The organism is Pseudomonadota bacterium, assembly GCA_027620075.1.
GTDB lineage: Bacteria > Pseudomonadota > Alphaproteobacteria > Rickettsiales > UBA6187 > 1-14-0-20-39-49.
This window is the reverse complement of the sequence record JAQCEY010000013.1, coordinates 12,605-26,741: the sequence shown is the minus strand read 5'-3', so window position 1 is coordinate 26,741 and position 14,137 is coordinate 12,605. Positions and strand designations below refer to the sequence as shown.

At 38.8% G+C, this 14,137-nt stretch carries 12 protein-coding genes and 1 pseudogene; 4 read left to right on the top strand and 9 right to left on the bottom strand.

The genetic code is table 11. The features are described 5' to 3' along the window. Positions 1-206 precede the first annotated feature (206 nt). Together O2942_11480 and rpmB are read left to right on the top strand one after the other, a co-directional pair. Positions 207-1,268: a quinone-dependent dihydroorotate dehydrogenase gene (locus tag O2942_11480; GenBank protein MDA0782867.1), complete on the top strand. Its 1,062-nt coding sequence runs from the start codon at positions 207-209 to the stop codon at positions 1,266-1,268. Between the two features lie 124 nt (positions 1,269-1,392). Beyond that, a pseudogene (rpmB, locus tag O2942_11475) lies at positions 1,393-1,665 on the top strand (50S ribosomal protein L28). Between the two features lie 137 nt (positions 1,666-1,802). On the opposite strand, the gene O2942_11470 reads toward rpmB, so the two are convergent. The 9 genes from O2942_11470 to O2942_11430 form a co-directional block, all read right to left on the bottom strand. Beyond that, positions 1,803-3,617, bottom strand: coding sequence for a cobaltochelatase subunit CobT (locus O2942_11470; GenBank protein ID MDA0782866.1), 1,815 nt, complete (start codon positions 3,615-3,617; stop codon positions 1,803-1,805). 9 nt (positions 3,618-3,626) lie between these two features. Further along, complete coding sequence (locus tag O2942_11465) at positions 3,627-4,115, bottom strand: universal stress protein (GenBank protein MDA0782865.1); 489 nt, start codon at positions 4,113-4,115, stop codon at positions 3,627-3,629. 2 nt (positions 4,116-4,117) lie between these two features. Then, positions 4,118-4,876, bottom strand: coding sequence for a TIGR02186 family protein (locus tag O2942_11460; GenBank protein ID MDA0782864.1), 759 nt, complete (start codon positions 4,874-4,876; stop codon positions 4,118-4,120). Further along, positions 4,873-5,793: a sulfite exporter TauE/SafE family protein gene (locus O2942_11455; GenBank protein ID MDA0782863.1), complete on the bottom strand. Its 921-nt coding sequence runs from the start codon at positions 5,791-5,793 to the stop codon at positions 4,873-4,875. The genes O2942_11460 and O2942_11455 overlap by 4 nt, the downstream gene beginning before the upstream one ends. Before the next feature lie 74 nt (positions 5,794-5,867). Further along, positions 5,868-6,389 (bottom strand): translation initiation factor IF-3, encoded by a 522-nt coding sequence (gene infC / locus O2942_11450; GenBank protein MDA0782862.1) that lies wholly within the window; start codon positions 6,387-6,389, stop codon positions 5,868-5,870. A gap of 146 nt (positions 6,390-6,535) precedes the next feature. Further along, positions 6,536-8,440: a threonine--tRNA ligase gene (gene thrS / locus O2942_11445; GenBank protein ID MDA0782861.1), complete on the bottom strand. Its 1,905-nt coding sequence runs from the start codon at positions 8,438-8,440 to the stop codon at positions 6,536-6,538. A gap of 136 nt (positions 8,441-8,576) precedes the next feature. Next, complete coding sequence (locus O2942_11440) at positions 8,577-8,879, bottom strand: STAS domain-containing protein (GenBank protein ID MDA0782860.1); 303 nt, start codon at positions 8,877-8,879, stop codon at positions 8,577-8,579. Between the two features lie 98 nt (positions 8,880-8,977). After that, positions 8,978-9,769, bottom strand: a complete 792-nt coding sequence (locus O2942_11435; GenBank protein MDA0782859.1) for a glycosyltransferase family 2 protein — start codon at positions 9,767-9,769, stop codon at positions 8,978-8,980. An 89-nt stretch (positions 9,770-9,858) separates the two neighbouring features. After that, positions 9,859-10,698, bottom strand: a complete 840-nt coding sequence (locus O2942_11430; protein ID MDA0782858.1) for a hypothetical protein — start codon at positions 10,696-10,698, stop codon at positions 9,859-9,861. A 131-nt stretch (positions 10,699-10,829) separates the two neighbouring features. Between O2942_11430 and sdhA the strand changes: the two genes are divergently transcribed. Together sdhA and O2942_11420 are read left to right on the top strand one after the other, a co-directional pair. Beyond that, positions 10,830-12,614, top strand: a complete 1,785-nt coding sequence (gene sdhA, locus O2942_11425) for a succinate dehydrogenase flavoprotein subunit (GenBank protein MDA0782857.1) — start codon at positions 10,830-10,832, stop codon at positions 12,612-12,614. 223 nt (positions 12,615-12,837) lie between these two features. After that, the gene (locus O2942_11420) at positions 12,838-14,136 is read left to right on the top strand and encodes an ATP-binding protein (protein MDA0782856.1); all 1,299 of its coding nucleotides are present in this window, start codon (positions 12,838-12,840) and stop codon (positions 14,134-14,136) included. Position 14,137: the final 1 nt, after the last annotated feature.

Here is a 14,137-nt window from a genome sequence, read left to right as displayed (position 1 = left end):
TTTAACTAATTAAAAAAAGGTTAGTTCTTTTTATTGCTTAATATGCAAACGGTTCTTTTATATACCGTTTGCGGATTTACATAATCAACAATATGTTATTTTAACACAGTTGCTATATAAAACGCAAAAACTAAATATTATGTTATATCAATATAATTAAAATATTATTAATTTTGCGAATATTTTTTTAAGAAAAAAAGGTTTTTATGGATTATTATAAAATTTTACGTCCCCTGATATATTGTTTCCCCCCTGAAACTGCTCATAATATGGCTATTTCAGCATTGAAAAGTAATGTTTTTCCCAAGCAATCCATAAATTCTCCCGACATATTGAAATCGAATATACTTGGTTTACGGTTTGATAATCCTGTAGGTATGGCTGCCGGATTCGATAAGAACGGCGATGCTATAGAAGGGCTGTTCGGGCAGGGATTCGGCTTTGTTGAGGTTGGGACGGTTACCCCAAAGCCGCAAGACGGCAACGCAAAACCAAGGCTGTTCAGACTTGTTGAAGATGAAGCGGTAATAAACAGGTTCGGTTTCAACAATAAAGGTGCCGAACATTTTGTTAATAATCTTAAAAACGCGAAGAAAAGCGGTGTTTTGGGTGCAAATATAGGGAAGAATAAAACAAGCGAAAGTGCCGTTGATGACTATTTATTCATGATGGACAAGGTTTACGGGTTAAGTGATTACATAACTATTAATATCTCTTCCCCCAACACACCCGGTTTGCGTGACTTGCAGCACAAAGATGAGCTTGACGGATTTTTGTCCGCAATATTAAATGAAAAGCTGAGGTTGAAGGAAAAAACAGGAGCGGATATACCTATTTTACTAAAGTTGGCTCCCGATACCGACCCCAAGCAAAGGGAAGATATTGCACAGATAGTTATTAGGCAGGAAATAGACGGGCTTATTATAAGTAATACTACGATAGGCGGCAGGGATATTTTAAAATCGCTACATGCAAACGAAACCGGAGGCTTGAGCGGCAGACCGTTGTTTGATATGTCTACGCAAATGGTATCGCATATGTATAAACTGACGGAAGGAAAAATCCCTATAATAGGGGTGGGGGGGATATCATCGGCTGAAGATGCCTATAAAAAAATAAGGGCAGGGGCATCTTTAGTGCAGATATATTCGGCACTTGTTTTTAAAGGCTTTAAACTTGTTAGGGACATAAATACCGGTCTTGAGGAATTGTTAAAAAAAGACGGATTTTCAAATGTTTCGGACGCTGTAGGTAAAGATTGTAGTTAAAATCATAATTATACGCTTTATATATAAAGTTTTCCCTTGACCTTTGTAGGAAAAACCTATATAAATTCGCATCTTTTTTTATAATAAATAAGTGAAAAGCTAAATAATTTTAGGTGGTAGAAATATGGCAAAACGTTGTGAATTAACAGGTGTTGGAGTTCAGTCCGGTAACAATGTCTCTCACTCAAACAGAAAGACAAGACGTCGTTTTGTCCCTAATCTACACAGAGTTTCGATAAGCAGCCGTTTTTTAAATCAGATTTTCAGGCTTCGTATTACTGCGGCAACCTTGCGTTCAATCGATCATAACGGCGGTCTTGACGGTTTCTTGCTTAACACGAACAGTAACAAGCTTACTGAAACTGCGTTAAAAATAAAAAGAAAAATTAAAAAGTCTTTACCTGAAGAAGTTAAAGCTGCTGCAAAAGCAAATGCTAAAAAGCCTGCTGTTAAAAAAGATAAATCAAAAAAATCTGCTGCGGCATAAATTTATAAATAAGAATTTTAGAAAAAGCTCCTTGATAGGGGCTTTTTTTATGCGGCTTTTGAATGTTCGAATATTTCGGTTAGCTGTTCAAACATAGTGTTTTCAAGCTCATCTACATCTTTTATGGTTGCTGCGTGTGAGTAATAGCGGTTTACATCATGACCTATGCCTATAGCTATTAGTTCAATGTCGGATTTCTTCTCGACTGCATGGATAACTTCCCTTAAGTGATTATCAAGGTAGGATACGGAATTAGATGATATTGTGCTGTCGTCAACCGGTGCGCCGTCAGATATTACCATCAATATGCGGCGTTTTTCAGGACGCATCGACAGACGTTTGAACGCCCATAATATAGCCTCGCCGTCAATATTCTCTTTTAAGATGCCCTCCTTTAGCATTACTCCAAGATTTTTGCGTGCCTTACGCCACGAAGTGTCGGCAGACTTATATATTATATGGCGAAGGTCGTTAAGCCTGCCGGGGTTTTTGGGGCTGCCTTCATCTTGCCATTTTCTTCGTGACCTTCCCCCTTTCCATTCAACGGTGGTAAAGCCTAAAATCTCAACTTTTATACCGCATGCCTCCAGTGTTTTAGCCAGTATCTCGGCACTCATGGCAGCTACGGTGATAGGTCGCCCACGCATTGACCCGGAGTTATCCAAAAGCAGTGTAACTATAGTGTTCACGTTCTGGGATTCACGCTCTTGTTTACAGTATTCAAGGTAGTTTGGGTCTGCGATTAGGGCGGGAAGCTTGCGGCTGTCAAGTATCCCGTATTCAAGGTTAAAATCCCATGACTTGCTATGCTGTGAAAGAAGTTTCCGTAAAAAATTATTAGCCGCTTTACGGTTCATTCTTTTGAGTTTGGCAAGCTTTAAATCCAGTTGGTTCCTCAGATATACAAGCTCTTCATCATCGTATAGCTTTTCTGCCTCGACTATCCGGTCAAAGCTGTTTGTATAAATTTTATACGGTATATAATTCGCACTTTCTAAATTGTTATTGCGTAGTGTTACGCTTACCTCAGTGCCTTTATCGGACGGTTTTACACTAACCTCGGAATCGCTATCTTCGGATATCTGCGGCTCATCATCTGTGAAGCTATCCTCAAAAGAAGCTTCCTGTTTTGGCTGATTTTGCTGCTCATCTTTTACATCTGAAGAAGATGATTCCTCGGTTTTTTCATCATTTTGCGGTTCTTCATTCTCATCGCTATCGCTGCCCTGCTCGTGTAGCTTTAGATTTTTAATTAAATCAAGAATGCTTTTTGCAAATTCTTCCTGATTGTTGATATTGTTTTCCAGTCTATTTATATATTTTGAAGATTTTGCTTTTATAAGGTTGCCCCATTTTTCAAGTAAAGCATTAGTTATAGGGGGTAACTTTTGTTTTGTCAGGGCTTGTAATGTTAATAGATATACGGCCTGATCGACAGGCGGCGGCTTGCCTTCATGCAGCGTTTCATAGTCATTATGTAAAAAATCATATATAATTTTATTTTGTATATTCTTAGCAATTCCGTCCATTTGCAAAGAGCCGATAGCCTCAATACGGGCTTTTTCTGCGGCGTTGAATATGTCCTGCGAGCTGCTCTTGTCAGATGGGGCAAGTTTGCGGTGTATGTTCTTATCGTGGTATTTCATTTGCAATGCGGCACTGTCAACCATTCCCCTTATTGCCGCCATATGGCTTTCGGAAAGATTCGGCGAAATTTGCGGTATGTTCAGTGTATCACCCTGTAAGGTCGCATTAATGGAATTGCCCTGCCTGAAATTTACCGAGGCTTCCCCCCTGTTTGAAATAGCACGTAAAACAGAAGATTCCGCCTGTTCAAAAAGTTTGTTTTCCGTATCGTCCATTTTTAATAATTAAGCTAATTCTTCAATTTTCTTATTTGTCATATTGCCGGGTACTATCATCATAGGGATTGTCAGTTTACTACCGAGCGATGCGACAAGGGGAGGGAGTATCTTGCTTTTCGCCGATGATGCGGAAGCTGCCCCCACTATTAACATATTTATTGATTTATCGTTCTCGATAACCGAGATTATTTTTTCCTCAATTATCCCTTCTTCCGCCATAAGGATAGGTGTAAGCCCCGACCACTTGTTAACTTTATTTGATAATTCTTCCAGTAGTTTTGCCGTTGCATGTATTTGCTCCGAACGCATGGTTTCGGCAACACCGCCAAAACTTTGGTAGTCGGCAGGTTCGATAACATGTAGTATAGTAATAGTTCCGTTGTTATTTTGTGCCAGCTTTGCTGCAAAGTGAGCTGCAACTTCGGAATATTTCTCACCGTTTACACAGACAAGGTAGTTAACTTTCTTATCGGAACTGTTGTTTATAATAGACATAACTAAACCTTCCTAAATATTGCTCCGGCTATCCAACCGGCTGCTAAAGCTAAAAGTACAGCTATAATACCATAAAATAAAGGATATCTGTAAGCAAAATCGTATATAAATGCATCAAAACCTTTCTTTTTGACGATTAAAGGTGTGCTTTGCAAACCGCTTAACTGCCCGTCGCTGAATAAATATACTTCTGCCGTATAGATTCCGCGAGGTATATTTTCAGGGAATTTTATTATTGTCCTGAATAATGTGTCGCCTATAAACTCCACATCACCGATTATAGGGAAGTATAGATTTTCTTGTTCCTGTTTTTTCAAAAATGCTTTTTGAAAGCTTTCCGTATTAATTTCCTCATCTTCATCTGCTTTTATAGGTAAATCTATGTTTTGAAGTCCGATATTCAATGCTTTTAATAAACTATCGTTCTTTATTTCTTTTACAGGACGGCTAGATGCTGCATTATAATAACCGTGGATATTTTCAAATACCGCATGCTTGTTGTTTGCCCATATACCTGCCTTCATTTTTTCTTTTTTACGCATTATATATGATAATTTGGGGCCTCTGACTACAACAATCACATCGCCTGCATCGTTCCTTGCTCCAAACAGAAGTATTTCATCGCCCTTAAACCCTGAGTCAATAGCTATCTGGCGTAAGGAAAGGTCGGCAATAACGGGTCTTGCATGTGACTTTGAGAAAAGTAACATAGAACTAATCAGGATAAGTGCATATGAAAGCAGTCGTATATTTATTATCATTGTCCTATTATTGCTATTGTGTAGGGGTTATTAGGAGCTACGAACAGCCCTATCGCCAGCTTTATCACGACCGCCAATACCATCATTGCCAATATAGCCCTTAATTGCTCTGCGGGCATCTTTAATCCTACCCTTGTACCGAACTGTGCCCCTATAACGGAGCTTGTCAGCATTAGCATAGCTAATACCACATCTACCGTGTGAGTGGTAACGGATTGTAATATAGTTACATTAGCGGTTATGAATACTATTATGAATAATGATGTTCCTATTACAACCGAGGTCGGCATACCGAGAATATATATCATAGCAGGAATCATCACAAAGCCACCGCCGATACCCATTAACGACACCAGTATTCCGGTAAACATACCGATAAAGACAGGCAAGAGAATGCTTATTTTCAGGTCGGAACGCTTAAACTCCATTTTAAAAGGAAGGGGAAGACCGGTAAGCCAGTTCTGTCTTTTGCGTGGCATTACCATGTCACCACGTCTTTTTGCAAGTATTACGGTAATACTTTCTTTGGCCATCATAGTGCCGATAGTTCCTAAAAACAGGACGTAACAAAGTGATATTGCCAAGTCAATCTGACCGATATCCTGTAAAAAAGCAAACACCGATACACCGATAGAAGAACCGATAAAACCACCGATAATAATAACAATGCCCATTTTTATATCAACGTTGGCTCTACGCAAATGTGCCAGAAATCCTGAAAAAGATGCTGCAATAATCTGGTTGGCGGAACTCGATACGGCAACTGCCGGAGGGATACCTATAAGCATTAATAACGGGGTCATCAAAAAGCCGCCGCCAACACCGAACATGCCGGACAGAACGCCTGTTATGCCACCTAAAAATAGTATCAGAAAAATATTAACCGGCATTTCGGCTATGGGTAGGTATATATACATTATATTCCTATTAAGTATTTTTTACCCATTCTACAGGATATTTCTTTTTTTAAAAGTTCTTCTTTTAAATTCGCTTATTTCGGTAAAAGAATCATAAGAATCTGACGACCGTCCATTCTCGGCTCAAGTTCAACTTTGGCGATTTCGGAGCTATCCTCGATTATACGCTTCATTAAATCCATGCCAAGCTCATTATGCGTAATCTCACGACCACGGAAGCGCAAGGAAATCTTAACCTTATCACCGGCATTGATAAACTTCTTCAAACTACGCATCTTTACTTCGTAGTCATGAGTATCAATAGTAGGTCTGACTTTGATTTCCTTTAGTTGAACTTTCTTTTGCTTTTTCTTGCCATCGTTCTTTTTACGTTGTTGTTCGAACTTATAACGACCAAAATCAAGGAATTTGCATACGGGGGGTTCGGCATTAGGAGAAATTTCAACCAAGTCCAGACCTTTGTCTTTTGCTGTTTTGATCGCTTTGTCTATCGGCATTATGCCTAACATTTCACCGTTATCATCAATTACCCTAACTTCTTTAGCATCAATTTGCTCGTTTGCCTTCGGAAGTTTATTTGAAGAGTTGTAAGCTATGTATTTACTCCTAATTTAAATTAAAATATCTAATATATTATATTGCAAAAAATATTTCTAAAAAGTTAATTTTTCTATAAAAAATGCATTTTTCCGACTTATTTAGCATAATGCCCGTATAAATGACAAGTCATTATTCGGGGGGATTACGCAGGAGGCTCAGCCTCTTGTCGTATTGTATCGATTAATTCTTTAAAATCAAGAGTTTCTTGATTTTTGGAGCCTATTCTCCTTATTGATGCCGAGCGTGTCTCGACTTCCCTTTTGCCCACGGCTATTATTATAGGTGTTTTTTGAGTGGAGTACAGGCGTATTTTATAACTTATCTGTTCATTTGAAATATCTATCTTAGAGCGCACTCCTACCGCTTTTAATGCATCATGCAATTCATTTGCGTATTCATCGGCATCAGATGTTACGGTTACCACAACTGCCTGAACAGGTGCAAGCCATAAAGGGAACTTTCCTGCATATTGTTCTATCAGGATACCTATAAAACGTTCCAGCGAACCCAAAATAGCACGGTGTAGCATCACGGGGCGGTGCTTATTACCGTCCGCACCTATATAATTTGCGTCAAGCCTTTCAGGTAGCACAAAGTCCATCTGTAATGTACCGCACTGCCAACTACGACCGATAGTGTCTTTTAGGTGAAATTCAAGCTTAGGACCATAAAAGGCTCCTTCACCCGGAGCTATCTCATATTGTAGCCCGACTTCTTCAACTGCGTCTATCAAGGACTTTTCAGCCTTATTCCATGTTTCATCAGTACCGGCACGAACTTCAGGGCGGGTAGCTATTTTCACCGCAATCTCGTCAAATCCCAATTCTTTATAAACTTCTTTTAGAAGGTCGCAGAAGCTTTCGGTTTCATTTACTATCTGTTCTTCAGTGCAGAATATATGGGCATCGTCCTGTACCATCGCACGCACACGCATCAAACCGTGTAACGCACCTGAAGGCTCATTACGGTGGCATGAGCCGAACTCAGCCATACGTAAAGGCAGGTCACGGTAGCTTTTTAAGCCCTGATTGAATATTTGTACGTGGCACGGGCAGTTCATAGGTTTTATCGCAAGGGGTTTGTCTTCCGACTCCGAAATAAACATATTTTCACGGAACTTGTCCCAGTGACCTGATTTTTCCCATAAAGAGCGGTCAACAAGCATAGGGGTCTTAACCTCTATGTAATCGGCTTTTTGAATCTTGCGGCGAATGTAGTTTTCTAATTCACGGTATAAAGTCCACCCCTTATCATGCCAGAAAACCTGTCCCTGAGCTTCTTCTTGTATGTGGAACAGTTCCATTTCACGACCAAGTTTGCGGTGGTCACGTTTTTCAGCCTCTTCTAAGCGGTGTAGATATTGTTTAAGGTCTTTCTCGGTTGCCCATGCAGTACCATAGATGCGATGCAACATCTCATTGTTAGAATCACCACGCCAGTAAGCACCTGCTACTTTCATCAGCTTGAAGGCTTTGGGCTTGCCTGTAGACGGAGAGTGAGGTCCTCTGCAAAGGTCAATAAACTTTCCCTGCTGATAGAAGGTAACGTCTTCGCCTTGAGGTATTGCTTCAATCAGTTCAACTTTGTATTTTTCGCCTTTTTTCTTAAAGAATTCAACGGCTTCATCACGTTTCATAACCTTACGTATTATAGGCTCGTCACGTTTGACTATTTCCGCCATCTTCGCTTCTATTTTCTCAAGGTCATCGGTGGAGAAAGGCTTTTCCCTTGCAAAGTCATAATAAAAACCGTTCTCGATAGAAGGACCTATGGTCACTTGCGTTTCAGGGTATAACTCCTGCACTGCCTCAGCCATTATATGGGCTGTGTCGTGTCTTATAATTTCCAGTCCGTCTTCATCACGTCCGGTTATTATAGATATTTGAGCATCAGTTTCAATTTCACGTGTAAGGTCACGTAACTCACCGTTTATACTAATAGCAATAGCGGCTTTGGCTAGTCCCTCGCCGATTGACATTGCAACGTCCATTCCCGTTACACCAGAAGAGAATGATTTTTTAGCCCCGTCAGGTAATGTTACGGTTATATCTGATTTTTCCAATGCTTGTCCGACCATATAAAAAGATTCAGTAATTTATATTATAAAAAGGAGTAAAGTAGCGACAATAGCAAAACTGTCAATATATAGTTGTTGAAAATTGCAGGAAATCTTATTTATTTGGCTATTTTATTGTAAAAAGATTGCATAAAGCCGATTTTTCAAAGATGGTCTTTAGATGACCGTTAACGTTTTTCAAGACGATATTAGCTTCGTTAATTAAGGCTTTTTCCCTTAATATTAACAAGCTACCAAGACCGCTTGACTGAACTTTTGCGATTTTCTTAAAGTCTATTATAAGTTCTTTAACACCGTCTTTTTCAAAACAATCGATCAATACTTTAAGTTCATTTCTATCCTTGTATGAAATGTCCCCTTCCAGATAAACAACCCATTGATGGTTATTTTTCTCAATATCAATATACATAAAAAATCTATTACCTGTAAATTCCAATATAACAACTGATGTTATAATTATATTGCGACAAAAAGTATATAAATGCAACCGATAATAACATTTTTGAATCAGTCTTGTTGTTTCATATGGTGTTTTTTCCACATCTCACGAGCCTTTATCAGCCTTAAAACACGACCAAAAGTATATATTATACTTTCTATAAAGCCGTCTATTCCCATTAGGAAGTGTCTTTTCATGAAATAGCCCTTGAAAAAGCCGATGAAAGGTTCAAATATGATGCGTACCGAGCTTGGCTTTCTGCCTTTTTTATACATATGCTCTGCCTGCATTGTGGAATATCGGTTTATTTTAGCTATAGCGTGACCGTATGAGCGGAAAGTACGGTGGTGAATTATGTTTTTTAATTGTCCGAGAGGGCAGTGGATACCATCTTTGGGTACTACCGAGTCATGTACCGTACTGTCTTTAAACCCGGCAAAATCTTTGTGATATAACCTTAGTTGATTGTGATAAGGTGCAAAACGGTGAGGATTTTTGTCGAACGTACCTAAAACTTTAATCCGTACATGATATGCCTTACATTGTGGTTCCCCCGCTTTGAATAACTCGATTATTTCATCTCGTAATTCGGGGGTGATTTCCTCATCGGCATCAATATTCAGTAACCATTGGTTTTTGCACAAAGTTTCGCCATAAACTTTTTGAGGACCATATCCTTTCCATTCGTTAAAAACGGTTTTTGCACCCAGAGAGGCGGAAACTGCCATGGTCTTATCAGAACTGCCGCTATCTATAACTATAACTTCGTCCACCCAGCCAATAACGCTTTTTATGGGGCGGGGAATCCTGTCTTCTTCGTCCTTGGCGATAATAAATACTGATATGGGTAGTTTTTGCATAATGTCTTAGATTTGTTTGTGATTTTACCATATATTTAATATGGCATTTTACATGACATTACAAAGTATAATTTTAACAGCCGTATTAGTTATCTGCTTTGTTCTTTACCATAAGAGCCGAAAAGAATTTCAAATCGGTGTTTTTTATCAATCGGAACCAAATCTTTCGGGGTTTGTTTTTTATTATTTGCCATGTCTTTTTCTGCATTATTTTGCAGTAAAAATTCAGTAAAGGATAAATTCCCGTTACAGGTTGAGTAATGTAAAGCGGTACAGCCTTCATTATCCTGAAAGTTTATTATAGCACCTTCACTATAAGCTTTTTTTGCTTCCTCAATCTCATTGGACTGTGCAGCCTTTATCAAGGTGTGGCTTTCGCTATAGTGCGTAGCGGTATGACCATATTTGTTTGGTAATAGAATAACATTCCCTTTGTTCTGACTGAGTAGCTCATCAATAAAAAGTTCGGTATTCTCGTTCTTATCGTTGAATGTACTGAAATGTAAGGGCATATTTCCGTGACTGTTTTGAACACAAATGCTCTCTTTATCTTTTTCTAGGATTTTTTTCGTAACTTCGGGCTGGTCGTAACCAGCTATAAAATGCAAAGGAATATTGCCGTTTTCGTCTGTTACCCTCGTGTTAAAATTTTCCGAGTCTATAATTTTATTTGCAAGACCTACGTTAGATTCCTTTGTTGCCTTAAGTAATAATTGTACGAGTTTAAGTTCATCTTGAATCATGTTATTGTTTAACTGTTCCACTGTTTCTTCTGCGTCCGATATGTCCGATACCGGTAATATCGGTGAAACAGGTCTTTTTAAAAAATCTTCCTCGCCATCTGCAATTTCAATAGGAAAAAATTTTCCTATTTTCTCCTTCCTTGGATTTTTTGTGCGTTTTGAAGGTATTAGTCTTTTAGGAGCCATGTTTAACCAATTGATTCGATTCTTCTAATTTTATAGAGTTATACTTTGCTATTCTAAAAAATTCCAGTAAAAAGTTATTCCCGAATCAATAAAGTTTGTATTTTATCAGATGTATTAATATATTCTCTTATATGAAAGTGAACACATATTATTATGACATGGTTATTGTCGGTGCGGGCGGTGCAGGGCTTATGGCATCTTGTCATAGTATTCAAAAAGGCATGAAAACGGCTTGTATAACCAAGGTTGACCCTACACGCAGCCATACCGTTGCGGCTAAAGGCGGTATAAATGCCGCCCTTGGTAACATTACCGAGGATAACTGGCGGTGGCACATGTATGATACTATTAGGGGCGGAGATTGGATAGGCGATGCAGACGCAATAGAATATATGTGTAAAAATGCGGCTTCAAGTATTTTAGAGCTTGAAAAGATGGGCGTTCCTTTTTCAAGGCTTGATAACGGCAGACTTTATCAAAGGATATATGGCGGTCAGTCATCATATTACGGTAAGGGCAATCCTCCCCACAGAGCTTGTGCGGTTGCCGACAGGACGGGTCATGCTATATTGCACACATTATACCAACAGTCTTTGAAAAGTGGTGTACGGTTCTTTCAAGACCATTTTGCAATGGATCTTATTTTTGATTCGGGAAAATGCGTCGGTGTAGTTACGTGGGATATGGAAAACGGTGAAATTAACATTTTCCGCAGTCATATGATAATTCTTGCAACGGGCGGTTATGGACAGGCTTATGCGGTAAATACCTCGTCAAGCATCTGTACGGGTGATGGTAACGCACTGGTAATCAGGGCTGGGTTGCCTGTTCAGGATATGGAGTTTATACAGTTCCACCCGACAGGGCTGGCAGGTTCGGGGTTTTTAATTACGGAGGCGGCAAGAGGTGAGGGGGCTTATCTGATAAATTCCGAAGGCGAAAGATTTATGGAACGTTATGCTCCCAAATATAAAGACCTTGCCGCAAGGGACGTTATAGCCAGAGCTATGGCTAAGGAAATATTTGAAGGTCGTGGTACGGGCAAAAATAAGGACTGCCTGCATTTGTGCCTGCAACATTTAGGCGAAGATGTCATTAAAAAGAAACTTCCTACAGTATATGAAAATGCTAAGGTATTCGCCAAAGTAGATGCTACCAAAGAGCCTATACCTGTTGCTCCGTCCGTGCATTACACTATGGGAGGTATCCCGACTAATATGTACGGTCAGGTTATTGACCGAGGCGGTAAAATAGTTGAAGGTTTGATGGCGATAGGTGAAACGGCTTGTATGTCGGTTCACGGAGCAAACCGTTTGGGGTGCAACTCGCTGCTTGATATAATTGTTTTCGGTAAGCTGGCTGTTGAAAAAGCCCATGAGGTTATAGATAGGGAATCTCAACATAAAAATATCGAATCTTCACAAGAGCCAAGTGCAAGAAGGATTAGAAAATTATTAGGCGTAAGAAAAACGCAGGAATATCACGGTGAGATAATCACCAATGTAAGCTCGTTGCTAACAAAGCTGAAAAATACCATGACAGGTTTTGTAGGTGTTTTCAGGACGGGGGAACTGCTGGAAAATGCCTTAAAAGACATTGCTTATATAGAGGGGCTATATGAGCAGGTAATAATATATGATAAGTCAACAAAATGGAATTTATCACTGCTTGAGGCAATGGAGTTTGAGAATCTGTTATTGCAGTGCAAAGCTACTATAATCTCGGCATTAAAACGCACCGAAAGCAGAGGCAGCCATTTCAGAGAAGATTTCCCCGAAAGCGATAACGAAAAATGGTTAAACCATAGCATAGTATGGCTTGAAGGCGAAGAGTTCAGGCATGATAAGACAGATGTTAGAAAAATAACCGAAGATAAGGATCTGCCGGATTTTTTACCTGCGGAAAGGAAATATTAGAGGTTTAAATATTCCTTCGGGCAGCGGGGCTTGCTTTACTAACAATTAGGCTTTGGTAGGAATATACACATAAAGCTCAAACTCTTTGTTGCAAATATTTATAATAGGGTATTGATTTTATACCTTGGTTGCATTGTTATTGCTATAAATAAGGCATGTGTGCAGTTTTTTCTTTTATTATTGCATAAAAAGTGTAAATATAAGTTAGAAATGAGGGGTCGCTATGCTTATTGAATTTACAGTTAAGAATTTTAGATCTTTTCAAGAGGAGGCAATTTTTAGTATGTTGCCAGAAAAGAAAATAAAAGATTCTAAGAATTCTATTATCGAAACAGGGTTGGAACAAGTGCCAGAATTGCATAACGTTGCAGTAATTTATGGAGCTAATGCATCAGGTAAATCAACTTTGTTGGAATCCATACGCGTAATGAGACATATAGTACTTCATAGTGCGAAAGACACCATTAAAAACCAAAAACTTCCATACCGACCATTTAGATTGTCAGCGACTTCTTTAAAAGAGCCAACTCTCTTCTCCATACAGTTTATTGCTCAAGGAGTAAGATATCACTATGGGTTTGCATATAATGAGGAACGAATTATTGAGGAGTTTTTAGACGCTTATCCAAAAGGATATAAACAGGGTTGGTTTGAAAGAAAGTGGAAAGATACTAAGTATGAGTATAACTTTAGCCCATTGTTCTCAGGAAAAAAAGAAAGTATTCGACATGATACTAGAGAGAACACCCTTTTCTTATCTAAAGCAGTAGATAACGATAACAAAAACTTAGAGCCAGTCTGGGATTGGTTTCGGGAGCTTTCTGTTAACAATCGTGGTTCTAGAGAAAAAACATCTAAGTTATGTACGACGGATGAAGGAAAAGCAAAGGTATTGGAATTTTTGCTTGATGCAGATATACCTAGCATTAAAGCAATAACTGCCGGTTATAAAGAAATCAACTTAGATATTCAAAGCGATGATGACGAGCCTGCCGAATCAAGAGAGCTAAAAGGAGTTCTTAAGAGACTGATAGAAATTACAAATAATAATAAAGATATAAATCGTATTCCTGAAATTAAGTTCATGAGGAAAGCTAAAGATAGTGAAGATTTAATTCCTTTTGATTTAAATGATGATGAATCTGAAGGTACGAAGAAATTATTTGATCTTGTTGCTCTTTGGATAAATGCCTCAGAAAAACAAGTCCCTTTTCTATATGATGAGCTTGATACGAAGCTACATCCTAACTTGCAAAAGTTTCTGGTAAACAAGTTTGTCAGCACAAAAGGATCAAAAGCTCAGCTTATCTTTACATCACATAGTACAAACTTTATGAAAGATAGGACTTTAAGAAGAGATCAATTCTGGTTTACTGAATTTAAATTAGATAAAGGTACGGACTTATATCCTCTGACCGCAGTTAAAGAAAAAGCTTCTAGTCCAAGAAAGGGAGAAGCTTTAGAACGTGGCTATTTAGAGGGCAGGTATGGTGCTACACCTTATCTTCCTTTGGAGGACTAAC